This window comes from Microlunatus sp. GCM10028923, assembly GCF_042666975.1.
GTDB lineage: Bacteria > Actinomycetota > Actinomycetes > Propionibacteriales > Propionibacteriaceae > Microlunatus.
In genome coordinates this window covers 23671-49162 of record NZ_JBHTFF010000016.1, presented here as the reverse complement: position 1 = coordinate 49162, position 25492 = coordinate 23671, and the positions used below count along the sequence as shown (strand labels likewise).

Sequence of the window (25492 nt, the reverse complement as noted above, 5' to 3'; positions counted from 1 at the left end):
ACAGCCGCCTGGTATGCCGATCCGCTCGTCCCGCTGACCCGTGGAGAAATGCCGACATATCCGGGGTACAGCCGGGGAGGGTGGGGCGGTGAGGTCGCGTCCGGTCCCGCCGGATCTCGGTGCCGACACCTGCACCTGAATGACCGCCGTCCCGCTCGCGGACCGACTCAGGCGTCGGTGCGCTTGCGGCGGAGGTCGGTGATCAGCAGGTACGTGCCGAATGCGGCGAGCAGGGCGCCGGCGCCGATCACGATCGGGCGGGCCACGGCGGCCTTGGAGATTCGGTCGGCGTAGCTCTCCGCCTCGCTGCCGTCGGCCTTGTGACAGACGGAACCCGGCGTCATCGGCTCGCCGCGGCAGGTCAGGGTTTCGCTTGCGCCCAGGGTGAACGGGTAGGCCATGATCAACAAGCCGACGATGATCACCACCACCTGGGCGATCCGGTTTCTCACGGCTCGCGGACTCCTGGCGTGACGAAGGGCGGCTTGGTGATCACGAATTCCTCGGTACGGCCTCGGACGTCGACCCCGACCACGTCGCCGTCGCTGAACGCGGTGTCGATCAAGGCCAGCCCGACCGGCGTCTTCAGCGTGGGCGAGAAGGTCGCCGAGGTGACCGTACCGATCACCGCGCCGTCGTTCACCACGTCCATCCCCGGCCGGGCGGGCCGGCGGCCGGTGGCCTTGAGTCCGCGCAACAGCCGGTCCGGGCCCTGTTCCTTCAACGAGCGCAGGGCTTCGGCCCCGAAGAACGTCTCCTTCTTCCAGCCCACCGCCCAGCCGAGCCGGGCGTGCACGGGCGTGATCACCGGTGAGATGTCCTGGCCGTGCAGCGGGTAGCCCATCTCGGTCCGCAGCGTGTCCCGCGCCCCGAGCCCGGCCGGCTGCAGCCCGTACGGTTCGCCGGCGGTGATCACCCGGTCCCACAGCGAGAGGGCCACCGCGGCCGGGGCCACCAGTTCGTAGCCGCGCTCGCCGGTGTAGCCGGTCCGGCAGACCGTGACCTCGGCTCCCTCATGATCGGCGACCACGAAGGACATGTACGGATGCCCGGCCTCGAACCCGGCGCCGCGCAGCACCTCGTCGGAGTGCGGGCCCTGCACGGCCACCACGATGTAGTCCTGGTGCCGGCCGGTGACCGTGATTCCCTCCGGTGCGGCCTCGGCCAGAATCCGTACCACCTCGGCACAGTTGGCCGCGTTCGGGATCAGGAACACCTCGTCCGGCGACCGGAGGTAGGCGATCAGGTCGTCGACGACGCCGCCGGATTCGTTGCAGAGCAGGGTGTACTGCGCCTTGCCCGGCGTGATCTTGGCCAGGTCGGCGGTCAGGCAGCGGTTCAGGAACTCGGCGGCGCCGGGCCCGGACACCGTGGCCTTGCCCAGGTGGCTGACGTCGAAGATGCCGACCGCGTCGCGGACCGCTGCATGTTCGGCGAGCACGCCCGCTCCCGCGTACTCGATCGGCATCGTCCAGCCGCCGAACTCCGCGAACTTGGCGCCCAGCGCGACATGCCGGTCGTGCAACGGCGATGGGATCGGATCGAGTTCACCCCTGGTCACGTCGCGAACCTACCGCACCGGACCAGCGGATCCGGCCCCGACGGTAACCTGAGGCGAGCAGTTCTCCTGCAGACGAAAGGATTCACCTTGCCCGCCCCCACCCTGCCGTCGATCGACCTGGCCAAGACCCTGCCCCGAAGCTGCGACGTGCTGATCCTCGGGTTGGGCGGATCGGGCGCGATCGCCGTACCGGAAGCGATCGAGCGGGCCCAGACGAAGCGGTACGGCGTGTCGGTGACCGATCTCGCCCGCTCCGTCGGCGCCAAAGCGGACGAGGGCCGGACCGTGATCCTGCCGGCCGCCGGCGACGGGCCGCGGCTGTTGATCATCGGCCTCGGCGAGACCGACCCGACCCCGGAGGGGCTGCGCAAGCTCGCCGGTGCCGCGGTCCGGCAGGCCGGCGGACTGGCCGAGGAGGCCTCGCTCTCGGTCGCGCTGGCGCTGCCGGCCGAGGATCCCGAGACGCTGCAGGCGATCGCCGAGGGCGCGCTGCTCGGCAGCTACCGCTACCAGCCGATCTCCAGCAAGGTCGCGTCGGCGCAGATCGACCAGCTGACGGTCGTCAACGACGCCAAGCTCGCCGGCACCGGTCCACTGCTGGACCGGGCCCGGACCATCGCCGCCGCCGTCGCGCAGGCCCGCGACTGGGTCAACCTGCCGCCGAACCTGCTCTACCCGGACAGCCTGGCCGAGGACGCGCGGACCCTGGTCCGGGACGCCCGGGTGACCGTCGAGGTGCTCGACGACAAGGCCCTGCAGAAGGGCGGCTACGGCGGCATCCTCGCCGTCGGCGGCGGCTCGTCCCGGCCGCCCCGGCTGGTCCGGTACGGCTACACGCCGCGCGGCGCCAAGGCGCACCTGGCGCTGGTCGGCAAGGGCATCACGTTCGACTCGGGCGGCCTCAATCTGAAGCCGGGCGACGGCATGTACACGATGAAGTCGGACATGGCGGGCGCCGCCGCCGTGCTCGCGGCCGTCTCCGCGATCGCACGGCTCGGGCTGCGGGTCACCGTCACCGGGTACGCCCCGCTGGCCGAGAACCTGCCGTCGGACACCTCGTACCGGCCGTCCGACGTGCTGACGATGTACGGCGGCAAGACGGTCGAGAACGGCAACACCGATGCCGAGGGCCGCCTGGTCATGGCCGACGCGATCGTCCGGGCCGGCGAGGACAAGCCGGACCTGATCGTCGACGTCGCCACCCTGACCGGCGCCTGCGTGGTCGCCCTCGGCAACCGGACCAGCGGCCTGATGGCCACCGACGACGAGACCGCCGACCGGGTCCTGGACGCGGCCGAGGCCGCCGGCGAATCCTTCTGGCAGCTGCCGATCCCGGCCGAGTTCCGGGGCAAGCTGGACTCGAAGGTGGCCGACCTGCGCTCCACCGCCACCGACCGGGCCGGCGGCGCGCTGACCGCCGCGGCCTTCCTCCGCGAGTTCGTCGCCGAGGGCGTGAGTTGGGCCCACCTGGACATCGCCGGCCCGTCGTTCAACGGCGGCGAGCCGTACGGTTACACACCGTCTGGCGGCACCGGCGTCGCGGTCCGGACCTTGATCGCGCTCGCGGAGGCGATGCAGGACTGAGCCCGGGCCGGCCGACCGGAGGGTGAGCAGGCCGGCTGGACTCCGTTGACATGGAACGGCGTGCCAGATGTCATGGTGACATCGGACGCCGCCCGTGTTCTCCGGGTCCGGCCAGCCTCGAGGGAGCCCAGAAATGTCGTTGCCCCGCCGTACCCTGCTGACCTCCATCGCCGCCGGCGCCACCACCGTGGCCCTCGGCAGCCGCGCCGCCCAGGCCCAGCCGAGCACCGCCTCGGGAACCGGAACCCGGACCGATCCGGTCATCGTCGCGTCCGCACCGTCCGGCCGGATGGCGTTCTTCCCCGACATGATCAAGCTCCACGACGGCCGGCTGCTGGTCGGCTATCGGGACTCGGTCAGCCACATCGCCCAGGACGGCCGGATCCTGGTCGTGGAGAGCTCGGACCGCGGCCGCACCTGGTCGGAGCCGAGGGTCGCCGTGGACACCGCGATCGACGACCGCGATCCGAAGCTGGTGCAGCTGCGCGACGGCACGATCCTGATGAACTTCTTCCGGACCGACTGGACCGGCTATCCGAGCCAGAACCCGGCCACCCTGGTCGGCACCTTCGTGGTCCGGTCCACCGACGGCGGCGCCACCTGGAGCGAGCCGGTTCAGGTCGGCACCGCGATGTCCGGGCCGTCCGACGTGATCGTCGGCGCCTACTACGCCGGCCACGCCGCGACCCACGGGCCCATCGTCGAGCTGCCGGACGGCGACCTACTGGTGCCCCTGTACGGCCGGCTGCCCGAGGGTGGCAGCGGACCAGCGACCGTCGTGCGCTCCACCGACGGCGGCCGGACCTGGCCGAAGGAGGGCGAGGCGTTCATCGGCCGGACCGCCGGACTGGACTACCAGGAACCCAACCTGTCGGTGCTGCGGGACGGCACCCTGCTGTCGATCCTGCGCACGTCGCGGAACCTGGCCTACCTGTCCTGGTCCGACGACGGCGGCCGCAGCTGGAGCGCGCCCGTCGACAGCGGGCTGCCGGCCTCGTCGCACCACCAGCTGAGCCTGCGCGGCGGCCCCATCCTGTTCACCTACGGCGACCCGTCCGGCAAGATCAACGCCGGCCGGCCGACCCTGGGCCGAGTCCTGCGCCACCCCGAGCGAGGGATCGGCGACGAGCGGGAGATCCTGATCTACGACGCCGCGATCAACGGGGCACCGACCTTCGACCAGGCCAACCCGTCCAGCGTCGCCCTCGACCCGGACCGGTTCTTCACCGTCACCTCGGACCCGTACCTGAAGTCGATCGTGGGCGTCTACACCAGCCTCGAGCAGTACTCCGGCCGGGGCTGAGCCCGGCGGCTCGAATCGGTCAGCTGGGCGGGCGCTTCTTCATCCGGCTGTTGTAGTCCCGCATCCGCTGCGGATAGCCGACGACGGCCGCGTCGTAGCCCGGGATCTCGAGGTGCTCGGCGAACGCGTGACCCCACTCGGGTGACGGAATGGTGCGGCGGGTCCACTCCCCGTCGTACGCGACCAGGAGCAACGACGTCTGGGTCACCGACGTCTGCGGCTCGACGAAGGCCTCGACGCCCCGCCGGGTCCGGGCGAACTCGGTCAAGTGCCGGGTCACGGCGTCGTCGACCGTGCGATTGTCGCGTGCCGTACGGGCACCACGCCGCAACCGTTCGGCACCGCGTCTGAGCCAACCCATGCGCTCCATTATGAACGCGTGACCCAGCGCGGGGCGACAACAACGCGGCACCACCCTCCTAGGTCCCGTCGACGCGCTCCTCGGCGAGCCGGCGGGCCAGGGTGTCCGGGTCGGCTCCGTTGACCAGAACGACGGAGCCGTCAGCGGCCAGGACGGCGAGGCTGCGGCGCAGGAAGGCTGCGCCGGACTCGCTGACCAGGATCCGTCCCGGCTCGGCGGCGGTCACCACGGCGGCGACCGGAATCGTCTCCGCGTCGGTGATCAGCGCGGGGTCGTCCGGGGCCGTGGTGGTCGGGGCGACGAACACGTCGGGGTAGCCGGCGATCTCGGCCGCCTCGTCCAGGGCGCCGCCCGGAACCGGCCCGGGATGACGGCGGGCCAGCACCGGCAGGCTGACCAGCACCCCGCCGTCGGCCAGGTCGGCGGCGTCGGTGCTGATCACGGCTTCGGCGTCGGCGGACCCGGTCAGGTCCACCGCGGCACCGACGGACCAGATCGCCAGCGCCCAGTAGAGCGTGCGCCAGTGCCGGTCCGGCAGCCGCAGCGTGATCACGGTGCCCGGTCCGGCGTCGTACTCCTCGATCAGCAGGTTCGCCGCCTTGGATACCCAGTTGTCCAGCGCGATCGCCGACAGCTCGATCCGCTCACCGAGCGTCTCGTCGTAGTACGTGACCCGCGGCCGCGCCCCGTCGGACCGGAGCAGGGCCTTCATGATCATCACTGGCGTCGTCACGGGCGCAAGCCTAGGTGGTGTCACACCCGTGCCGGCACCTGCTACTCGGTCAGCGCGGCGGCCAGCTGATCGACGGCGAAGTCGATCTCGTCGGCGGTGATCACCAGCGGCGGCGCGATCCGGATCGTCGAGCCGTGGGTGTCCTTGACCAGGACGCCGCGGGCCAGCAGCCGTTCGCCGAGCTGTCGTCCGGTGCCGATCGCGGGATCGATGTCGACCCCAGCCCAGAGCCCGGCGCACCGGACCGCGGTCACCCCGGAGCCGATCAGCCCGCGAAGTCGATCATGGAGTCGTACGCCGAGCTCGGTGGCCCGCTGCTGGAACTCGCCGGTCTCGAGCAGCTCGACGACGGCCGAACCGACCGCCGCCGCCAACGGGTTGCCGCCGAACGTCGACCCGTGCTGGCCGGGCTGCAGCACGCCGAGCACCTCGGCGTCACCGACCACCGCCGACACCGGCACCACCCCGCCGCCGAGCGCCTTGCCGAGCAGATAGAGGTCGGGTACCACGCCGACGTGATCACTCGCGAACGTCGTACCGGTCCGGCCCAGCCCGGACTGGATCTCGTCGCAGATCAACAGCATCCGGTTCCGGTCGCACAGCTCCCGCAGCCGGGGCAGGTAGTCGGCCGGCGGGATGATCACGCCCGCCTCGCCCTGGATCGGCTCGACCAGGACCGCCACGGTGCGCTCGGTGATCGCGGCGGCGACCGCCTCGGCATCGCCGTACGGGACGACCGTGAACCCCGGCGTGTACGGGCCGAAGCCGGTCCGGGCCTCCGGGTCGTCGGAGAAGCTGATCACCGTGATCGTCCGGCCGTGGAAGTTGCCGCCGGCGACGATGATCTCCGGCTCGGCGATGCCGCGGACGTCGTGGCCCCACTTGCGGGCCACCTTGATCCCGGACTCGACCGCTTCGGCGCCGGTGTTCATCGGCAGCACCATCTCCTTGCGGCACAAGGCGGCCAGCCGGTTCGCGAACGGGCCCAGCTGGTCGGTGTGGAAGGCCCGCGAGGTCAGCGTGACCCGGCCGAGCTGACGTACCGCGGCGTCGATGATCACCGGGTGCCGATGGCCGAAGTTCACCGCCGAATAGGCGGCCAGGCAGTCCAGGTAACGCCGCCCGTCCACGTCGGTGACCCAGGCCCCGTCGGCGGAGCTGATCACCACCGGCATCGGATGGTAATTGTGCGCGAGGTGCCGCTGCTCCTGCTCGATCAGGCCCGCTCCGTCGGTCACGGTGATCATGGAATCATTCCTTCTGGTTCGGTGTCGCGGCGGATTTCGAGGGTGCAGCACTTGATCCCGCCGCCGCCCTTGAGCAGCTCGGGCATCGCCACCGGGACCGGGAGGTACCCGCGCAGTTCAAGATCACGGGCGAGTCCGGTCGCGGCCGCGGCCATGATCACGTTCCGGCCGTCGGACACGAGGTTGAGGCCCAGCACGACGGCGTCGGCCTCGGCGGCGATCACGGCGTCCGGATAGCGCCGCTCCAACTCGGCCCGGCTGGCCGGACTGAACGCCGCCGGCAGGTAGGCGATCGTCGCGTCGTCCAGGACCGCGAGCGCGGTGTCCAGGTGGTAGAACCGCGGGTCGACCAGTTCGAGGGTGACCACCTCGAGCCCGGTCAGCCGGGCCACCTCGGCATGCGCGGCCGGCGTGGTCCGGAAGCCGGTGCCGGCCAAGATCACCGAGCCGACCAGGAGCAGGTCACCCTCCCCCTCGTTGACCTCGGCCGGCAGCGCGACCGGCCCGAGCCCGGCCCGCTCCAGCCAGTCGGCGTAGACCGCCGCCTCGGCCGCCCGCTGCGGGTACGCGAACCGGGCGCCGACCGTGACCCGCGGCGTGACCAGGGCCCCGTTGGCCGCGTACACGGCATCGGGCAGCCCGGCCGGCGCCGGCAGTTCGTCCACCCGGTGCCCGAGCCGGCGGTAGGTATCCCGCAGGGTCCGCCACTCCGCCAGGGCCCGGGCGGCGTCCACCGGCACCGAGGGATCCATCCACGGGTTGATCGCATAGGTCACCGCGAAGTGTTCCGGCGGCGTCATCAGGTACCGGCGGAGCCGGGCCCGGCGCTCTGGTGCCTCGCTCGGCGCCAGGGTCAGATCTGTCATGAGCCAAAGCTAGGTTCGGCAGGCCTCTGCAATCAATCCACATCCATTGCCTGATGATCATTGGTTCGTTGCACAAATCTCTGGGATATGGAGATCCATTGCGCGACTGTCGTACGGTGGAGCCATGGACGGACTGGACGAGCAGATCATTCACCGGTTAGTCGGCCATGCCCGGGCGACGTTCGCCGAGATCGGGGCCGAGGTCGGGCTGTCCGCGCCGGCCGTAAAGCGACGGGTGGACCGCCTGGTCGCCGACGGCACCATCGCCGGCTTCACCGCGATGATCGATCCGGCGGCGCTGGGCTGGGGCACCGAGGCGTACGTCCAGGTCTACTGCAAGGGCATCATCTCGCCGGAGAACCTGCTGCGGATCTGGGAGCCGATCCCGGAGATCGTCAGCGCGAGCACGATCACCGGCGGCGCCGACGCGATCCTGCGGGTCCGGGCCCGCGACGTCCAGCACCTGGAGCGGGCCCTGGAACGGATCCGCGAGGACGACACGGTGGAGCGGACCGAGTCGATCATCGTGCTCTCCCGGCTGATCGAACGCGGCTGATCAGGCACGGGACCGACGCGGCCCCGACACGGCGGCGGGTTGCGCCCGACGACCGATAGCGTTGTCCGCGCCATGGCAGACCCCGGCTGGTACCCCGACCCCAACGGCACCCCGCAGCGGCTCCGCTACTGGGACGGTACGTCCTGGTCCGGACGCACCACCTTCGATGCGGAGCGACCGACACCGAAGCGACCCGCGGCCACGAAGACCAAGGGCCGGGTGCCGTTGGTCTGGCTGGCCGGCCTGCTGCTGTTGATCTTGATCGGCGTCGCGACCGTCCTGATCCGGCAGGACCCGGATGACGAGCCGGACATCTGGTCCACCTCGCTCACCGACAGCCCGATCGGCCAGGTCTCCAACCTCTTCTGACTGGGCCGATTCACCGGGGCCGGTTGGAACCGGCGACATGGTGCAGGAGTTGCTCATGCCGGAACTGGAAGACCGGCCCGGGCTGGCGCAGGACACCTCGCTGGTAGGCGTCGTCGAGGAAGCTCGGCAGGTTCCACGGCAGCTTCCCGGTCAGCGGCAGCCACAGGCGGCCGAGCACGATCCACTGGCCCCAGGCGGTGAGCGAGAAGCCGTAGACGAGCGCGGCGGTGGCGCCTCCGGTGACGCCGATGGCGATCATGGATCCGAGATCGAGGGGTAGCGAGATCCCCCGGGTCAGGTGCGGCGCCAGCCGGCCGAGCAGGTCGAGCAGCAGGTGGTTGAGCGGGACGATGCCGAGCGCGAGGATGAGCCCGCCGACCAGCCAGGTGATCAACATCTGGAGTAGGGCGGTGGCACGGTTGGCGCGCAGAAAACCGCGATGGGACGCACCGGATTCGCTATCGGCCGGCGACTCGAGCCAGGAGGCGAGCGCGACCACCGTGGCGATGGCGACGGCGACGACCACCCCGACCGACAGCGTGTAGGTCAGGACGATGGCCGCCGGCAATCCGAGCAGGGCCAGCGTGAGACCGGACACGGCACCGAACGCGAGGCCCCCGAACAGGGCCCGCACCGTCCTGATTCGCCCTCGTCGCGCGGGGACGGCGGCCGGCGGTTTGTCCCGGCCGAGCCGCATCGTGATGCGCGACGGCCCGGGTGCGGCCGATCGGTGCCGGCGGACGAGGCCGTAGATCAGCCCGGCGGTCAGCCCGGCGACGCACCCGTTGACGGCTCCTGCCCTCAGTTCCAGGAGCAGGGTCGCCACGAACGGTGCACCCGTGGTGAGCAGGACCATCGTGGTGCCGAGGAGCACGAAGATCATCATCACGGCGAGAGCCGTCACGGCGCCGATGGTGACGGCGCGCGAAGGCAGGCTCATGCCGGTGCCGACATGCCACCAGGCGAGGTCGGTGATCTTGGTCTGCCGAGCCTCGAGGGCGAGTTGGCCGAGCCAGCGGTGGACGCGGGCCAGTGGCCAGTCCCTGGTCACTCCGGGCCGGCCGTGCCGGAAATCGGCGGCGTACCGGGTGGCGATGAAATCCGCCTGAAGATGGCGCTCGACCGCTGCCCGGTCCGGAAACCGGCTCTCGTCGCAGAGTTCCGCGGCATCGGCGCCGGGCGAGTCGCGGTAGATCGTCCGGGCGAGAGCGACCAGCAACGGGGTGTCGATGGCCCCGGCGACGGCTCCCGCCAGCCGCCCCTCCGCCACGGCCGGAAGGACGTAGTCCTGCCAGGCAGCGACCGTCAGGTCGCACAGCTCGATGACGTGCGCGTCGGCGAGGCCTCCCGTGGCCTCGGTGGCCGTCTCGTACTCCCCCGGTCGGCTCGTCAGGACGAACGGCAGCCTGATCTGGTCGAGCACCCGCAGCGCCGGCCCCCGTAGGCCGGACGGGATCTCGTCGAAGCCGTCCAGGATCGGCAGCACCTCCTGGGCCTCGGTCAGTGCGGCGGCCATCGTGAGTTCGCCAGGCAGGGTCTCCGCGAGGTGTGGATAGTCGCCGATCAGCTCGGCGGCCACCCAGTCACGGAACGCGGTCCGGCTGGGATCCCACGAACCGATCCGGAGCACCACCGGAATCGGGTCGGTCTCACGTCGCCGGCCGAGCAGGTCCAGTGCCAACCGCAGGGTGACGATCGTCTTGCCCGAACCGGTCTTGCCGAGCACGACGAGCCGCCGCTGCGGGAGCTGGTCGTAGAAATCCGCGATCTCGGCGACCTCGGCCGGCTCAGCGTCGGAGTCCACGGGCTGCCAGTGGACCGGCGGAAAGTCTCGAGCCACCTCGTGTTCGTACTCACGGGCCGCGCGTGAACGCGCCGCAACCGCGAGAACCTCCGCCGCTTCGGTGAGTCGGCCCAGGCAGTGCGGCAGTCGGCGCTCGTGCGAGTCCGTGGTCTGGTCGGACGGCTCGGGCTCGGAGTGCCGGGAAGGGGCCGGCGTGGCCGAGGCGATGAACCTGGCCTTCTCATCCTCCGACGATCCCAGGACGTCAGCCAGCTGCCGAACCGAATGGGCGCTCGGGTTCTGGTGCCGACCGCTCTCGTACCGCCGGATGGTGGACTCGCTGAGCTGCGACTTCGCCGCCAGCTCCTTCTGAGTCAGCCCGGATCGTTGCCGCAGTTCGTGCAACAGCTCTCCGAACTCACCGGCCACGTGTGTCCTCCCGTAAGGCGGAAATCCTCCGGCAATCGACCCTATCGGGCCCGCCGGACGACCGTGACCGGTGGATGACCGGTGCCTGACCGCTCCAAACCATGGCGCCGATCTGCTCGTCATCGCCAGCATCGAGACATGACGCCAACCCCTGCCATCGGCCACCCCCGGACTTCCTCGCAGCCCGCGACGCGCCTTCGCGCCGGAAGGGCCGGACTCCGTCTGTTGCTGCTCGGACCACTCTGTCTCGCACTCGGGCTGTCGACCGGCTGCACCGCGTTCAAGTCGGATCAGGAACAGGTCCGGGACGCGATCCAGACGTATTACGACTCCTTTGCCGAAGCCTCCGCCAAGAACGACATCGAGATGATCGCGAAGAACGCCTGCGACAGGGTCGCCGCGGAACTCAGGAAGACCGAAGGGTCGGACAGCACGGGATCGTTCTCCGCGACCGTCGATTCGATCTCCGACATCCAGGTGGTCGGTGACAGCGCTACCGCGTCCGTGGTCTTCCACACCAGCACCAAGCCCGACCCGAGAAGCTACGTCGCGACCGTGATCAAGGAACGCGGGAACTGGAAGTTCTGCACCTGGAGCTGACCGTCGCACCGGCACCAGACGCCCTGCGCCTGTCGATGGTGACGCCGGTGTAAGGATGAGGCCCATGGCGGACTATGACGTTGTGGTGCTGGGCGCCGGAAGCGGCGGCTACGCGACCGCGCTGCGGGCGGCCCAGCTGGGTTTGACCGTAGCCATGATCGAGAAGGACCAGGTCGGCGGTACCTGTCTGCACCGCGGCTGCATCCCGACCAAGGCGATCCTGCATGCCGCCGAGATCGCCGAGGCGGCCCGGCACGGCGCCGAATTCGGTGTCCACACGATCTTGGAGCGGGTCGATCTGGCCGGAGTCCGTTCGTACGCGGACGCGACGGTGGCCCGGCTCTACAAGGGGCTGGCCGGCTTGATCAGGTCCCGCGACATCACCGTGATCTCCGGCACCGGGCGGCTGCTCCCGGCCGAGGCGCCGGACGCGCCGCCGCGGGTCGAGGTCGGCGATCAGGTGATCACCGGCAACCACCTGGTGCTCGCGTCCGGCTCGGAGGCACGCAGCCTGCCCGGGCTGGAGATCGACGGGCGCCGGGTGATCACCAGTGATCACGCGCTCCGGCTGGACACCCTGCCCAAGTCGGCGATCGTGCTCGGCGGTGGCGTGATCGGCGTCGAGTACGCCTCCGCGTGGCGGTCGTTCGGCACCGAGGTCACCGTCGTCGAGGCACTGCCGCGGCTGCTGCCGAACGAGGAGCCGGAGCTGTCGGCCGGCCTGGAGCGCGCGTTCCGGCGACGCAAGATCACCGCGCTGACCGGCGCGCCGGTGGCCGAGGTCGACGCCGGTGATCATGGAGTCCGGGTCACCCTGAGCACCGGCCGGGCCGTCGAGGCCGAACTGCTGCTGGTCGCCGTCGGTCGCGGGCCCCGTTCGGCCGGGCTCGGCTACGAGGAGGCCGGCGTCGAGCTGGACCGCGGGTTCGTGGTCACGTCGGAGCGGCTGGTGGCCAGCACGCCGAGGACGTACGCGGTCGGCGATCTGGTGGCCGGCCTGCAACTGGCCCACCGCGGCTTCGCGCACGGCATCTTCGTCGCCGAGGAGATCGCGGTGGCCGAGGGCAAGCTGGACCGTTCGCCGGTGCCCGTCCGGGACCGGGACATCCCGCGGATCACGTACTGCGATCCGGAGGTCGCCTCGGTCGGCCTCGGCGAGGAAGCCGCCCGGGCCGAGTACGGCGACGCGGTCACGATCAGTTACGACCTGGCCGGCAACGGCCGCTCCCAGATCCTGAAGACCGCCGGCCTGGTCAAACTCGTCCGGGCGCCGGACGGCCCGATCGTCGGCGTCCACCTGCTCGGATCGCGGGTCGGCGAGCTGATCGGCGAGGCGCAGTTGATCACCACCTGGGAGGCGTACCCGGAGGACGTCGCCGCCGCCATCCACGCCCACCCGACCCAATCCGAGGCCCTCGGCGAGGCCCACCTCGCCCTCGCCGGCAAGCCGCTGCACGTCCACGGCTGAGGCCTGTCGCGAAAACTCCACAGCTCGAACGCTGGAACGCTCTACGGCCTCCAGCAGCCGAGTTGTGGAGTTCTGGCGACAGCAGGAGGACCCGGTTCCGGCCGACGGCACGGCCCGAGTCGGCTGGCGTTAGGCTGATCCCCGAACCGAGCACCGTACTGAAGGAGTCTCAATCCATCATGTCGACTTCTGTAACCCTCCCGGCGTTGGGCGAGAGCGTCACCGAGGGGACGGTCACCCGTTGGCTCAAGCAGGTCGGTGACACCGTCGCGACGGACGAACCGTTGCTCGAGGTCTCCACCGACAAGGTCGACACCGAGATCCCCTCACCGGCGGCCGGAGTGCTGCTGGAGATCAAGGCCGCGGAGGACGAGACCGTCGAGGTCGGCGCCGTCCTCGCGGTGATCGGCGAGGCCGGCGAGCAGCCGGCCGGCGACGCGGGCGGCCAGCCGGCCGAGCAGGCGCCCGCCGAACAGCCCGCCGCCGAGGCCGCGCCCGCACAGCCGGAGCCCGCTCCGGCCCAGGAGGCGCCCGCCGCCGAGGCTCCCGCCGCGCCGGCCGAGGCCCCGCAGCCCGAGCCGGAACCGGTACCCGCCCGTGCCGCCGCCGAGGCTCCCGCCGCCGCGTCCGGCACCGAGGTGACGCTGCCGGCCCTCGGCGAGAGCGTGACGGAAGGTACGGTCAGCCGCTGGCTGAAGCAGGTCGGCGACAACGTCGCGGCCGACGAGGCCCTGCTCGAGGTCTCCACCGACAAGGTCGACACCGAGATTCCGTCCCCGACCGCCGGGACGCTGCTGGAGATCCGGGTCAAGGAGGACGAGACCGTCGAGGTCGGCGCCGTCCTCGGCGTGATCGGTTCCGCCGACGCCGCGCCGGCCCCGGCCGCCGAATCGGCTCCGGCCGCACCCGCCGCCGAGCCCGCCCCGGCTGCCGAGCCCACTCCCGAGCCGGCCGCAGCTCCCGCAGCCGAAGCACCGGCCGCCGCCCCGGCACCGCAGCCCGAGCCCGCCGCGGCAGCGGCTCCCGCTCCGGCCGCTCCTGCTGCCCCGGCCCCGGCCGCTCCGGCTCCGGCCGCCGCCCCGCCGGCCGCGCCGGCTCCGACGGCCGAGTCCGCCGGCGATGGCCCCGGTTACGTGACACCGCTGGTCCGCAAGCTGGCCGCGGAGCACCAGGTCGACCTGGGTTCGATCACCGGCACCGGTGTCGGCGGCCGGATCCGCAAGCAGGACGTGCTCGCCGCCGCCGAGGCAGCGAAGGCCGCCGCGGCCAAGCCCGCCGCCGAGGCACCGGCCGCTGCCGCAGCGCCGGCCGCCGCCCCGGCTGCCGCGGTGCAGCCGAGCTCGCTGCGCGGTACGACCGAGAAGCTGAGCCGGCTGCGCAAGATCATCGCGAAGCGGATGGTCGAGTCGCTGCAGACGTCGGCCCAGCTGACCACGGTCGTCGAGGTCGACCTGACGGTCATCTCCCGGCTCCGGGCCAAGGTGAAGAACGACTTCCTGGCTCGCGAGGGCGTCAAGCTCTCGTACCTGCCGTTCTTGATCAAGGCCACCGTCGATGCGCTCAAGATCCACCCGAAGCTGAACGCGACGCTGGACACCGAGGCCGAGACCGTCACCTACCCGGCGACCGAGAACGTCTCGATCGCGGTCGACACCGACAAGGGCCTGGTGGTCCCGGTGATCAAGAGCGCCGGTGACCTCAGCATCACCGGCCTGGCCAAGAAGATCGCCGACCTGGCCGACCGGACCCGGAGCAACAAGCTGAGCCCGGACGACATCGCCGGCGGTACGTTCACGGTGACCAACACCGGCAGCCGCGGCGCCCTGATCGACACCCCGATCGTCAACCAGCCCCAGGTCGCCATCCTCGGCACCGGCGCGCTGGTGAAGCGGCCGGTGGTGCTGACCGACAAGGTGCTCGGCGAGACGATCGCGGTCCGCGACATGATGTACCTCTCGCTGTCGTACGACCATCGGATCGTCGACGGCGCGGACGCGGCCCGGTTCCTGGTCACCCTCAAGGAGCGGCTGGAAGAGGGCGACTTCGGCTCGGAGTTCGGGCTCTGACCCACCGATGAAATACCTGCTCGCCGGAGCTTCCGGATTCCTCGGTACCGCCCTGCGGGTCCGGCTGGCCGAGCAGGGGCACGAGGTGGTCCGGCTGGTCCGGACCGACCCGATCGCCGGGACCGAGTTCCGCTGGCACCCCGAGGCCGGCACGGTCGATCCGCGCGCCTTCGCCGGCGTCGACGTGGTGATCAACTTGTGTGGCGTCGGGATCGCCGACCGGCCCTGGACCGCCGGTCGGCGCCGGCTGCTCCAGTCGTCCCGGGTCGATCCCGGGCGTACGCTCAGCCAGGCGCTGGCCCGGCTGGACCGGAAGCCGTCGGTCTATCTCCAGGCCAGCGGGATCTCCGGGTACGGCACCGAGACCGGTGACCCGGCGGCGACCGAGGACAGCCCGCCCGGTACGGACTTCCTGTCCCGGCTGATCCTGGCCTGGGAGGCGGCCGCCGAGCCCGCCGAAGCGGCCGGCATCCGTACCGTCATCCTGCGCACCAGCCCGGTCCTGGATCGGACCGGCGGCCTGCTCGGCCTGGCCCGGATCCCCTGGTCGCTCGGACTCGGCGCCCGGCTCGGCGACGGCCGGCAGCGGACCCCGATGATCAGCCTGACCGACTACCTGCGCGCGGCCGAGTGGGCGATTGCCACCCCGGGCGCCCGGGGCCCGTACAACCTCACCCTCCCGGAACCCACCACCAGCGCCGAGTTCACCGACACCCTGGCCAGGCTGCTGCACCGGCCCCGGGTGCTCGCGGTCCCGGCGCCGCTGATCCGCCGCGGCATGGGCGAACTGGCCGAACAGCTGCTCGGCGACATGAACGTCGTCCCGGCCCGGCTGCTCGCCGAGGGCTTCACCTTCTCCGGGCCCGACATCGAGGCGACCCTGCGCCTGGCCCTCGCCCGCTGACCCGTGGCCGCGACCCTGCCCCGCCGGGCCACCGCGATCGTCGCGGCCGTTGCGCTCGCCGGCTGTGCCGCGACCGTCCTGCTGATCGTCCGTGGACTGCTGGTGCCGCCGCTGGGTGTCCTGTGGCCGGTCCAGGACTCCGGGATCGAAGACCGCACGATCCTGGTCACGGTCCTCGACACGACCGGCGATCCGCTGATCATCTACGGCACCGAGGCCGGCGCCACTCCCCTGGCGTGCTCGATGCGCTGGATCGACGACCTGCCGCTGCAGAGGGTGACCGAGTCCGCCCCGCGGCAGGAACGCAACGGCATCTCCTGGCGGCCGCTCTGGGAGACGGTGGGCGACGTCCCGCCGCGCGGCCAGGAGATCCTCGCAACCTGCACCGTCGAGTCCGGGCCAGCCATCGGGAACTTCATGGCGGGGCCGCGCGACGTGCCCCAGGACAGTCCGCGGGATTGGAACAGGGCCGCCGCCTGGACCGGCGCCGCGACGCTGCTCTGGCTGATCGTCGCCGCCGTCGTACTGGTCCGGCGGTCGGCGTAGGGTGGTTTCCATGACGCTGGACGTACGCCTGCTCGGGCTCGGTTCGACGCTGATCGACTACTCCGAGGCGTGGTTGGCCCAACAGGAGGTACGCCAGCAGGTCGAGACCGGCGGGCTGCCGGACACCCTGCTGCTGCTGGAGCACGCGTCCGTCTACACGGCCGGCAAGCGGACCGAGCCGATCGAGCGGCCCACCGACGGCACTCCGGTGATCGACGTCGACCGCGGCGGCAAGATCACCTGGCACGGCCCGGGTCAGCTGGTCGGCTATCCGATCGTCAAGCTGCCCGAGGCGATCAAGGTGGTCGACTACGTCCGCCGGATCGAGGAGGCGCTGATCCGTACCGTCGCCGAGTTCGGGCTCACCGCGGGCCGGGTGCCCGGCCGGTCCGGGGCCTGGCTGGCCGCGGGCGACGGCCGGCCGGAACGCAAGCTCGGTGCGATCGGCGTGCGGGTCGCCGGCGGGGTCACGATGCACGGCTTCGCGCTGAACGTGAGCCCCGACCTGAGTGCGTACGACAAGATCATTCCGTGCGGCATCGCCGACGCCGGCGTGACGTCGATGGCCGCCGAGCTGCCGTACCCGCCGAGCCTGGTCGAGGTCGCCGCGGTCGCGGTCACCCAGCTGCAGGAGTTGCTCGCGTTCGCCCCGTACACGATGGCGCCGGATCTGCCGGCCCAGTCCGAGGTCCGGTACGGGCTCGCGGTCGGTCACGGCTGAACGTGAGCGACATCGGGGCGCCGGACGAGCGCCGCTGGGAACTCACCCGCCTGGTCCTGCGCAGCCTGGTCATGGTCCAGCTCGGCCTGGTCGTGGCCGGTCTGCTCGCGCCGGTCACCCGGACCGTGGACGACGAGCCGGAGCCGCTGTCGGCGCCCGGCCTCTTCAACGCGATGGCCCGGGTGAACGACCCCGAGGACCTGGCCGCGGAGCGCGGCTTCTTCCTGGTCGTGGCCGCGGTGGTCGTGCTGGCCCTGATCGGCACGGCGGTCGGGGCACTGCTGCTGATCGGCGGCCAGTGGCACCCGGGCCGGCTCCCGCTGCTGCAGTACGTGCTCGCCGGGATCCTCATCCTCGGCACGCTCGGCCTGTTGCTGAGCGGTGACTGGCTGGGCGTCGAACATCCCCGGTCCGACCGGTTCATCCTGACCGAGTCCAACACCGGCGGACCAGCCTGGGGTCTGTGGATCCTGCTCGCCGCCGCAGCCTGGGCGATCAGCCTCGGCCGCGGCGTCCAACAGCTCGCCGAGTAGGCTGAGCGGGTGACGATCGCACCCGAGGGACGGAAGATGCTGCGGCTCGAGGTTCGCAACGCCGCGGTGCCGATCGAGCGTAAACCGCCGTGGATCAAGACCACCGCGAAGATGGGCCCGGAGTACACCGAGCTGCGCCAGCTGGTGCAGCGGGAGGACCTGCACACGGTCTGCCAGGAAGCCGGCTGCCCGAACATCTTCGAGTGCTGGGAAGACCGCGAGGCGACGTTCCTGATCGGCGGCGACCAGTGCACCCGGCGCTGCGACTTCTGCCAGATCGACACCGGGAAGCCGGCCGAGTTCGACGCCGCCGAGCCGTTGCGGGTGGCCGAGTCGGTGCAGAAGATGGGCCTGCGCTATGCCACGGTGACCGGCGTCTGCCGGGACGACCTGCCCGACGAGGGCGCCTGGCTCTACGCGGAGACGATCCGCAAGATCCACGAACTCAATCCCGGCGTCGGGGTGGAGATGCTGGCCCCCGACTTCTCCGGCAACCGGGACTACCTGGGCCAGATCTTCGGCACCCGGCCGGAGGTGTTCGCGCACAACGTCGAGACGGTGCCGCGGATCTTCAAGCGGATCCGGCCCGGTTTCCGGTACGAGCGGTCGCTGGACGTGCTGCGCTGGTCCCGCGAGGCGGGCCTGGTCACCAAGTCGAATCTGATCTTGGGCATGGGCGAGACCCGGGACGAGGTGTCGGAGGCCCTGCGGGACCTGCACGACGCCGGCGCGGAGATCATCACGATCACGCAGTACCTGCGGCCGAGCCCGCGGCACCATCCGGTGGAGCGCTGGGTGAAGCCGGAGGAGTTCATCGAGTTGCAGGCCGAGGCCGAGCAGCTCGGCTATGCCGGCGTGATGAGCGGCCCGTTGGTCCGTTCGTCGTACCGGGCCGGAAGGCTGTACCGTCAGGCGATGGACCGCCGGACGCAATGAGCCCGGTGAAGTTGATCATGGAAAGAATGTGGGTGAGGGTTGATGGCTGACGCGAAGAGCGCGCGGGCCGCGGCCAAGGAGGCCAAGCTGCAGGCGAAGGCCGCCGAACGGGCCGAGAAGGAACGCCGCAAGAACAGCACCGACCCGGCCGACATGGGCCGGATCCGGCAGATCCGTCGTGCGTACCAACTCACGCACGAGTACGACAAGCCGCTGCCCTTCCTGCTCGGCGGCGCGTTCCTCGGCGGCATCGTCGTCTGCCTGGTGATCGGGTTCCTGATCGGGCAGCCGATCTACCTGGGCATCATCGGCCTGATGGTCGGCCTGCTGGCGGCCATGATCGTCCTGGTCCAGCGGGCCAAGGGCGCCACCTACAAGCGGTACGCCGGCCAGGCCGGATCGGCCGAGGTGGCGCTGCAGATGCTGCCGAAGAAGTGGGTCTCGGAGCCGGCCGTCGCGGCCAACAAGCAGCTCGACGTGGTGCACCGGACCCTCGGTCCGGGCGGGCTGGTGCTGATCGGCGAGGGCGAGCCGGGCCGGCTGAAGGCGCTGTTGGCCAGCGAGGTGCGCAAGCACGAGCGGGTCGCGTACGGCGTCGAGGTGACCACCATCCAGATGGGCGACAAGGAAGGCCAGGTCCCGCTGGACAAGCTGGCCGACCACATCCGGAAGCTGCCGAAGCGCCTGCAGCCGCACCAGATCACCGACGTCAAGCAGCGCCTCCGCGCGCTGGACGCGGTGCGGCCGAAGATCGCCGCCCCGAAGGGCCCGATGCCGACGAACCCGCGGCAGGTCCGCGGGGTCCGTCAGGCGATGCGCGGCCGCTGATCCTCCGGGAGATCGATCAGCTGCCGCACCGGTGAGCAGACCAGCCACAGGCAGGCCAGCACCGTGCCGGCGGCGGCCATGATCAACAGCGCCCTGGTTCCGATCGCGGTGGCGACCAACCCGCCGAGGAACGCGCCGAGCGGCGCAGCGCAGCCGACCAGGACCGACAGGGTCGCGGTCGCCCGCCCCTGCAGCTCGGGCGGAACGATCGCCTGCCGCAGCGCCGACTGGTTCACGTTGTAGAGCGGCTGTCCCAGGCCACTGCCGAACGACGCGATCATGATCATGCCGATCGTGACCGGCTCCGGCCCGAAGGCCAACGGCAGCGCCAGGTTGGCCGTGCCGGCGACCGCGAAGCCGATGATCATGGTCGGGCCGATCCCGTACCGGCCGGCGATCCGGGCCGCCAGCGCCGAACCGAGCAGCGCACCCGGCCCGATCGCCCCGAGCACCAGGCCGATCACGGCCGGCGACAACCCGAGGTCGCGGGAGAGATAGAGCACCTCGACCGCCAGGATCGCGCTGAGGCAGCCGTTGTAGGTCGCGGCGGCCGCCGCGCTGGCCCGGAGCAGGGGGTTGCGCACGATCACCGCGATCCCCTGCCGGAGCTCGCGGCCGAGGCGGCGATCGGCGGGAGCGGGAACCGCAGCCTCCTCGACCCGGGTCCTCGCCAGCACCACCGCCGAGACCAGATAGCTGACCACGTCGGCCAGGATCGCGACCGGCGCGGTGACCGCCTGCACCAGCACGCCGGCCGCGCCGGGCCCGCAGATCCGGGCCAGCGCCGCGGACTGGGTGAGCCGCGCGTTGCCGTCGACCAGCCGGCCGGACGGCAGCACGCTGCGCAGGAACGCCGACCCGGCGATCTGGCCGATCACCGCGAACGACGCGGTCAACACCGCGATCACGGTGAGCACGGGCATGCTCGCCACGCCCGCCGCGACCGCCACCGGGATCGTCAGCAGTAGCCCGGCCCGGGCCAGGTCGGCCATGATCATCAGGCGTCGCCGCCGTACCCGGTCGACCCAGACTCCCACCAGCAGACCGATCGCGACGACCGGCACCTTCGCCGCCGCGGTCAGCAGACCCAGTTGGCTCGCGGTGGCGTCGAGCAGCACCACGGCCAGCAGCGGGATCGCGACGGCCGAGACCTGATCACCCAGGAACGACAGGGACTGCCCCGCCCAGAACCTGCGGAACGCCGGCACCCGCCAGGCGGACGTTCCATGATCACGCACCGGTCAGCGCTCGTCCGCGAACCGCTCCCAGGCGGTCTGCCGGCTCACCCCGAGCGCCCGCCCGATCCGCTCCCAGCTGATCCTGCGCTCGCGCAACGCCCGAACATGATCACGCACCGCCCGCTCCACCTGCTCCCGCGACCCGTCGAGCCGGACCATCCGCGCCAGCAACTCCTCGTCGGTCGACTCGTCCACCGTGATGAACGACGCCACCCCCTCCTTGGCGAGCAGCTGTTCGGCGAGCCCGACACAGTCGTTGCAGATGTACGCCCCCGGCCCCGCCACCAGCCGGTCCACCTCCCCGTCACCCTTCCCGCAGAACGAGCACCGCCGCTCCACCCGCTCCGCATCCCGCTCCCGCCTCCGTACCATCGTGTCAGGCTAACCCTGACACCCCAAATCCGTCGACCGGGCACAAAAGCAGGAGTTCTGGCGGTGTGTCGCTGCCGAAGTGACGAGTCGGCGACCGGGTGGGCGGCGGAGACCGGGGCACGGACGGCGGCAACCTGCACGGCGGCAACAACCAGGACCGCGGGCGTCGGCAACCCGGGCCGCGGGCCAGCGGCGACCGGAGCGCAGAGCGGCGGCACCCGAGCGCGGGGCCGCGGCGACCGGGCGCGGGTGGCGGCAACCCGTCAGCAGGTGACGTCTTTGCCTTCGCTGCCGAAGATGTCCAGGCGGCGTTGGTCGGGGATCTGCGGGGTGCCGACCGGGATGTAGTGCAGCTGGACGGCTCGGCGGCGCTGGTCGGTCCGGTTGGCCGGGGTGCCGTGTTGCAGCAGGCCGTGGAAGAACAGGGCGCCGCCGGGCGGGAGCGGGATCATGGTGTCGCGGCCACGGTCGACGTCCTCGTCGCAGAGCTGCCAGTCCCGGCGGCGGAAGTGGACCACCGGGCCTTCGCGATGGGTGCCGGGCATGACGTGCATGCAGCCGTTCTCGGGCGTCGCCGGGTCGAGGGCCAGCCAGACTCCGACGATCGGGGTGCCCGGCTCGAGGGCGAAGAAGGCGTTGTCCTGGTGCCAGGGCTTCTCCCGGCCGCCGCCGGGGGGCTTCAGCAGTGCCATGTCCTGCATCATCGTGATGTCCTCGCTGCCGCAGAGGCGGCGGACGATGGACAGGATCCGGTCGTTCTTCGCCAGCGCGGTCAGCCGGTCGTCCTCCTGGACGAACCACATGAACTTCCGGATCAGGTCCATCCGCTCGTCGCCCGAAGCGGCCTCGACCCGGTCGGCGGCCCACGCCTCGTACTCGATCATCGCCTCGCCCGGCCGGACCAGGACCGCGGCCATGGCGGCCAGCACGCCGGCCACCTCGTCGGGCGTCAGCAGCTGCCGTACGGCCAGATAGCCGAGTTCGTCGAACTGGGCGAAGTCGGCCTCGGTCAGTTGATCAACACTCTCCGCCACCCGGCCCGGCTGGTCGAACCGATAGAGGTCCTCCGGATAGGGCGCCGGAAGCTCGCCGTCGATCGGGACAGTGCTGGCGTACGACATGAACCCTCCCCTGGGCTCGTGATCAAGTTCATGATCAACGCTAGGTCGTACGGCCTCCGAGCGGCCATGACCTGAGACACCGCGTTCATGCACCGATCCGACCCGGAGGCGGGATCAGCTGTCCGCGGCCGCTCTCCGGGCGAGCATCCCGCGCAGCGCCAGCACTGCCATCGGCACCGCAACGACGGCGGCGATCAGGTTGAGCGCAGGGAACCCGGCCAGGCCCATCACGAGCCCGGACAAGGCGGACGACCCGGCGGCGGACAGGCTCATCAGCGCATCCGTACCGCCCTGCAGGGAGACTCGGTTCTGGTCCGAGACCGACGCCGCGAGCAGCGACGAACCGCCGATCATGCCGGCCGACCAGCCGAGCCCGAGCAGCCCGAGCGCCAGCGAGATGATCGGACCGCTGGTCGTGTCGGCGAACCCGCCGAGCACCAGAGCCCCGGCGAAGATGATCACGCCGATCCCGATCACGGCGGCACCGCCGAGCCGGTCGGTCAGCCAGCCCATGATCGGACTCGCGCCGTACATGCCGAAGATGTGGATGCTCAGAACGACTCCGACCAGGTCGAGCGTCATCCCGTGATGGGTCATGTGCAGCGGCGTCATCACCATCACGCCGACCATGATCGTGTGCGAGCAGATCACGGCGACGATCGCCAGCCGGGTCCGCGGATCCTGCAGACCGTTCCGGATCGCCCGGACCAGGCCGGTCGGCCGCTGCGCCGGACGGCTCGGATCATGATCAACTTCGGCCGGCCCGCGGCCCGCCAGACCGACCGAGAGCACGACGGCCGCACCGGCGAAGGCGATCAAGGAGAAGAGGTACGGCCCCGTCAGCGGCTCGATCCCGAGGGACCGGCCGAGCCGGCTGCCGACCTCGGACAGGTTGGGCCCGGCCACCGAGCCGAGCGTCGTCGCCCACATCACGACCGAGAGCGCCCGGGCCCGGTAGCGGAGGCTGACCACCTCCGCCGCCGCGAACCTGGCCTGCAGACCGGCGGCGGTGGCGGCGCCGAACGCTGCCGTACCGACGAAGAGCAGGGGTACGAACTGAACCGCCGCAGCGAGGAAGACCAGGCCGGTCCCGGCCAGCGCCAGGAGGTAGCCGGCGGCCAGGCCCCAGCGCCGGCCGCGGCGACCGGCCAGCCGCGCCAGCGGGATCGCCCACAGCCCGGCACCCAGCACCGACGAGGTCTGCGCGAACCCGGCCAGGGCGACCGTGCCGGACAGCTGTTCGGCCAGCAGACCGCCGACCGCGATGCCGCTGGCCACCCCGACTCCGGCCAGGATCTGACTGATGATGAGGGCCGCCAGCCTGCCCCGGCCCCGCGTCTCCGGCAGGCTCGCCTCGTTACTCACCCGGACATGGTGACAAGCCGGGCCGACAATCCACTAACCGGCCTGCCCGGACCGCCGCCCCGCGGTCCGGCCGGGTCACCGCCGGGAGGCGATCCGCTGGTCGTGCCGGGCCATCGCCCGGTGGCCGAGGTGCATCGCGGCGGCCCCGCCGACTGCCGCCGCGGTGCCCCCGACCAACGCCGCCACGAAGGCGGCCGGCTGCCAGGCCCCGGCCACCAGGAGCAGCAGTCCCGACACCATCAGCCCGCCGATGAGCAGCAGCAGGCAGATGACGTCGAAGCCGTTCCAGGCCAGGGTCCGGTCCGGATTGGGGCCGGGCGCGGTGCCCGGATGGGGTGCCGGCGCCGTCGGAGCCCGACGCGGCAGATCGGAGACCAGCTCGATCAGGTCGACGACGGTCTGGGCCCGCATCGCTCGGGCCAGCCGATCGTCCAGTTCCTCGCCGGTCAGCCGGCCCGCGGCGAAGTGCGCGGCGAGTTCGTCACAGACATCGGAGCGTTCCCGGTCACCGACGCGTTTGGTCAGCCCGGCGCCGCCGTCATGAATCGGTTGAAGGTCCACGGCCTCAGTTTTCGTGGCCAGGCGGGTCGAGGAAACCGATCGGAGCCACCCGGAGACCGGAGCCGGACGGCCGCCGGGCAATCCAAGACCATGGTCGTATCGGCCTCTGGCCGGGAGGCCGGCTCACCGTCCGCGCGCCGCCAGGCGGTGCAGCCGGATCGCGGAGATCAGGAAGAAGATCCCGCCGAGCGTCGCGTACCCGGCGACGGTGGTGAGGGACGCGTTCGGCCCGCCGGCCATCAGGATGAAGCTGGTGCCGGCCAGAACGGAGATGCCGCCGCTGAAGATCATCGCCCACTGGCCACCAAGCCGGTAGCGCCGGACCGCGACGATCACCTGGACGATCCCAGCGGTGATCGCCCAGACACCCCAGACCCGAAGCACGGCAGGGATTCCGGAGGTCACCACGAGCGCCAGCCCGACCGCGGTGAGCAGGCTCAGCGCCATGTTGAGGTAGAGCGGAAGGCGGGGCCGGGCCGCACCGGAGGTACGGAAATCGATCACGGCGGCCGCGACATCGAACAGCGGATAGATCACCAGCATCGCGATCGTCGCGGGACTGATCGCCTGGGCCGAGGCGAACACCAGGACCGCCCACACCGCCGCGAAGCCGAAGCGGACGTAGTACAGGTTGCGCAGTGCCTTGGCGGAGCCGGCCGCGACGGCGGCGTCGCGGCCGTCGATGGTGTCGGTGGAACTGGACATCACAATCCCTTTCGCAGGAGGTGGCCGATCACCACCAGAGAGACAGAACGATCGGTACACCTGAGCATGCCTCGCAATCCGAAGAGATGTCAAGACCGACCGTTCTGTCTGCTAGCCTCGATCTCGCCACCACCGAGAAGGAGGACCGGATGTCGGAGGCACGGGATCGGCTACTGAACAAGGCATCCGAGCTCTTTTACGCCGAGGGACTGCATGCCGTCGGCGTCGACCGGGTGATCGCCGAGGCGCAGGTCACCCGGGCCACCCTCTACCGGCACTTCCGCAGCAAGGACGACCTCCTCGTCGCGTACCTGACCGGAGCCGACGAGGCGCTCCGGGCCCGGCTGGAGGCGATTAGGGCCGAGCAGACCAAGGCCGCAGAGGTCATCCGGGCCGTGGGCCGGTCGATCGCCGACGACCTCGGCCGGCCCGGCTTCCGCGGTTGTGCGTTCCTCAACGCCGCGGCCGAGTACCCCGATCCGGACCATCCGGTGCACCGGGCCGTGCTGGAGCACCGGGAGTGGTTCCTGTCCACGATGACGGAGCTCTTCTCCGGGATCGGGAAGATCGACGCCGAGCCCGCGGCCCGGCACTTCGTGATGCTGCGCGACGGCGCCATGGCGGCCGGCTGCCTGACCGATCCGCGGCCGATCGGCGAGACCTTCCTGCGTGGCGTCGAAGGGCTGCTCACGTACCGGAGCCGGCAGAGCCGACCGTAGGGTCGCCCGACACTAGA

At 71.2% G+C, this 25492-nt stretch carries 27 protein-coding genes; 14 read left to right on the top strand and 13 right to left on the bottom strand.

Annotation, left to right across the window (positions count from 1 at the left end):
- Nucleotides 1–167 precede the first annotated feature (167 nt).
- Together ACFQU4_RS30585 and gcvT are read right to left on the bottom strand one after the other, a co-directional pair.
- Nucleotides 168–452: a hypothetical protein gene (locus tag ACFQU4_RS30585; protein ID WP_377499451.1), complete on the bottom strand. Its 285-nt coding sequence runs from the start codon at nucleotides 450–452 to the stop codon at nucleotides 168–170.
- Nucleotides 449–1561 (bottom strand): glycine cleavage system aminomethyltransferase GcvT, encoded by a 1113-nt coding sequence (gene gcvT, locus ACFQU4_RS30580; protein WP_377499449.1) that lies wholly within the window; start codon nucleotides 1559–1561, stop codon nucleotides 449–451. Before gcvT ends, ACFQU4_RS30585 begins: the two co-directional genes overlap by 4 nt.
- On the opposite strand from gcvT, the gene ACFQU4_RS30575 reads away from it, so the two are divergent.
- Entirely contained in the window at nucleotides 1511–3145 is a 1635-nt protein-coding gene (locus ACFQU4_RS30575) for a leucyl aminopeptidase (RefSeq protein WP_377499447.1), read from the top strand. The genes gcvT and ACFQU4_RS30575 overlap by 51 nt on opposite strands.
- A gap of 133 nt (nucleotides 3146–3278) precedes the next feature.
- Nucleotides 3279–4448, top strand: a complete 1170-nt coding sequence (locus ACFQU4_RS30570) for a sialidase family protein (protein ID WP_377499445.1) — start codon at nucleotides 3279–3281, stop codon at nucleotides 4446–4448.
- Between the two features lie 19 nt (nucleotides 4449–4467).
- On the opposite strand, the gene ACFQU4_RS30565 is transcribed toward ACFQU4_RS30570, so the two are convergent.
- Genes ACFQU4_RS30565 through ddaH form a run of 4 tightly spaced genes read right to left on the bottom strand, consistent with a single transcriptional unit; the run spans nucleotide 4468 to nucleotide 7655 of the window.
- A complete protein-coding gene (locus ACFQU4_RS30565) occupies nucleotides 4468–4809 on the bottom strand; it encodes a hypothetical protein (RefSeq protein WP_377499443.1) in 342 nt (113 codons plus the stop codon).
- A gap of 58 nt (nucleotides 4810–4867) precedes the next feature.
- Nucleotides 4868–5542, bottom strand: coding sequence for a TIGR03089 family protein (locus ACFQU4_RS30560; protein ID WP_377499441.1), 675 nt, complete (start codon nucleotides 5540–5542; stop codon nucleotides 4868–4870).
- Nucleotides 5543–5583: 41 nt separating this feature from the next.
- On the bottom strand, nucleotides 5584–6789 hold the full coding sequence (gene rocD / locus ACFQU4_RS30555; protein WP_377499439.1) for an ornithine--oxo-acid transaminase: 1206 nt from the start codon (nucleotides 6787–6789) through the stop codon (nucleotides 5584–5586).
- Nucleotides 6786–7655 (bottom strand): dimethylargininase, encoded by an 870-nt coding sequence (gene ddaH / locus ACFQU4_RS30550; protein ID WP_377499437.1) that lies wholly within the window; start codon nucleotides 7653–7655, stop codon nucleotides 6786–6788. Before ddaH ends, rocD begins: the two co-directional genes overlap by 4 nt.
- A 124-nt stretch (nucleotides 7656–7779) precedes the next feature.
- On the opposite strand from ddaH, the gene ACFQU4_RS30545 reads away from it, so the two are divergent.
- Together ACFQU4_RS30545 and ACFQU4_RS30540 are read left to right on the top strand one after the other, a co-directional pair.
- Nucleotides 7780–8211: an Lrp/AsnC family transcriptional regulator gene (locus ACFQU4_RS30545; RefSeq protein ID WP_377499435.1), complete on the top strand. Its 432-nt coding sequence runs from the start codon at nucleotides 7780–7782 to the stop codon at nucleotides 8209–8211.
- A 72-nt stretch (nucleotides 8212–8283) separates the two neighbouring features.
- Nucleotides 8284–8580, top strand: coding sequence for a DUF2510 domain-containing protein (locus tag ACFQU4_RS30540; protein WP_377499433.1), 297 nt, complete (start codon nucleotides 8284–8286; stop codon nucleotides 8578–8580).
- A 10-nt stretch (nucleotides 8581–8590) separates the two neighbouring features.
- Here ACFQU4_RS30540 and ACFQU4_RS30535 read toward each other — a convergent pair whose 3' ends face one another.
- Entirely contained in the window at nucleotides 8591–10792 is a 2202-nt protein-coding gene (locus ACFQU4_RS30535) for a helix-turn-helix domain-containing protein (protein ID WP_377499431.1), read from the bottom strand.
- Nucleotides 10793–10873: 81 nt separating this feature from the next.
- Here ACFQU4_RS30535 and ACFQU4_RS30530 point away from each other — a divergent pair, with 81 nt between their 5' ends.
- From ACFQU4_RS30530 to ACFQU4_RS30490, 9 genes are all read left to right on the top strand, one after another.
- Nucleotides 10874–11392 (top strand): hypothetical protein, encoded by a 519-nt coding sequence (locus ACFQU4_RS30530; RefSeq protein ID WP_377499429.1) that lies wholly within the window; start codon nucleotides 10874–10876, stop codon nucleotides 11390–11392.
- Nucleotides 11393–11456: 64 nt separating this feature from the next.
- On the top strand, nucleotides 11457–12860 hold the full coding sequence (gene lpdA / locus ACFQU4_RS30525) for a dihydrolipoyl dehydrogenase (protein WP_377499427.1): 1404 nt from the start codon (nucleotides 11457–11459) through the stop codon (nucleotides 12858–12860).
- Between the two features lie 179 nt (nucleotides 12861–13039).
- Entirely contained in the window at nucleotides 13040–14926 is a 1887-nt protein-coding gene (gene sucB / locus ACFQU4_RS30520; protein ID WP_377499425.1) for a 2-oxoglutarate dehydrogenase, E2 component, dihydrolipoamide succinyltransferase, read from the top strand.
- A 7-nt stretch (nucleotides 14927–14933) separates the two neighbouring features.
- A complete protein-coding gene (locus ACFQU4_RS30515; protein ID WP_377499423.1) occupies nucleotides 14934–15830 on the top strand; it encodes a TIGR01777 family oxidoreductase in 897 nt (298 codons plus the stop codon).
- Between the two features lie 3 nt (nucleotides 15831–15833).
- Entirely contained in the window at nucleotides 15834–16376 is a 543-nt protein-coding gene (locus ACFQU4_RS30510) for a hypothetical protein (RefSeq protein ID WP_377499421.1), read from the top strand.
- A gap of 10 nt (nucleotides 16377–16386) precedes the next feature.
- Entirely contained in the window at nucleotides 16387–17097 is a 711-nt protein-coding gene (gene lipB, locus ACFQU4_RS30505; protein ID WP_377499418.1) for a lipoyl(octanoyl) transferase LipB, read from the top strand.
- A gap of 2 nt (nucleotides 17098–17099) precedes the next feature.
- The gene (locus tag ACFQU4_RS30500) at nucleotides 17100–17630 is read left to right on the top strand and encodes a hypothetical protein (protein ID WP_377499416.1); all 531 of its coding nucleotides are present in this window, start codon (nucleotides 17100–17102) and stop codon (nucleotides 17628–17630) included.
- Nucleotides 17631–17666: 36 nt separating this feature from the next.
- Nucleotides 17667–18566, top strand: coding sequence for a lipoyl synthase (lipA, locus tag ACFQU4_RS30495; protein ID WP_377499696.1), 900 nt, complete (start codon nucleotides 17667–17669; stop codon nucleotides 18564–18566).
- Between the two features lie 42 nt (nucleotides 18567–18608).
- On the top strand, nucleotides 18609–19394 hold the full coding sequence (locus tag ACFQU4_RS30490; RefSeq protein WP_377499414.1) for a DUF4191 domain-containing protein: 786 nt from the start codon (nucleotides 18609–18611) through the stop codon (nucleotides 19392–19394).
- Here ACFQU4_RS30490 and ACFQU4_RS30485 read toward each other — a convergent pair.
- The 6 genes from ACFQU4_RS30485 to ACFQU4_RS30460 form a co-directional block, all read right to left on the bottom strand.
- The gene (locus tag ACFQU4_RS30485; protein WP_377499412.1) at nucleotides 19373–20632 is read right to left on the bottom strand and encodes an MFS transporter; all 1260 of its coding nucleotides are present in this window, start codon (nucleotides 20630–20632) and stop codon (nucleotides 19373–19375) included. The genes ACFQU4_RS30490 and ACFQU4_RS30485 overlap by 22 nt on opposite strands.
- Nucleotides 20633–20635: 3 nt before the next feature.
- Nucleotides 20636–21004, bottom strand: coding sequence for a ClpX C4-type zinc finger protein (locus ACFQU4_RS30480; protein WP_377499410.1), 369 nt, complete (start codon nucleotides 21002–21004; stop codon nucleotides 20636–20638).
- Nucleotides 21005–21267: 263 nt separating this feature from the next.
- Nucleotides 21268–22125, bottom strand: a complete 858-nt coding sequence (locus ACFQU4_RS30475) for a phytanoyl-CoA dioxygenase family protein (RefSeq protein ID WP_377499408.1) — start codon at nucleotides 22123–22125, stop codon at nucleotides 21268–21270.
- A 114-nt stretch (nucleotides 22126–22239) separates the two neighbouring features.
- Nucleotides 22240–23490, bottom strand: a complete 1251-nt coding sequence (locus ACFQU4_RS30470) for an MFS transporter (RefSeq protein WP_377499406.1) — start codon at nucleotides 23488–23490, stop codon at nucleotides 22240–22242.
- Nucleotides 23491–23565: 75 nt separating this feature from the next.
- Nucleotides 23566–24051: a DUF1707 domain-containing protein gene (locus ACFQU4_RS30465; RefSeq protein WP_377499404.1), complete on the bottom strand. Its 486-nt coding sequence runs from the start codon at nucleotides 24049–24051 to the stop codon at nucleotides 23566–23568.
- 123 nt (nucleotides 24052–24174) lie between these two features.
- Entirely contained in the window at nucleotides 24175–24756 is a 582-nt protein-coding gene (locus ACFQU4_RS30460) for a hypothetical protein (protein WP_377499402.1), read from the bottom strand.
- 149 nt (nucleotides 24757–24905) lie between these two features.
- On the opposite strand from ACFQU4_RS30460, the gene ACFQU4_RS30455 reads away from it, so the two are divergent.
- Complete coding sequence (locus ACFQU4_RS30455; protein ID WP_377499400.1) at nucleotides 24906–25475, top strand: TetR/AcrR family transcriptional regulator; 570 nt, start codon at nucleotides 24906–24908, stop codon at nucleotides 25473–25475.
- Nucleotides 25476–25492: the final 17 nt, after the last annotated feature.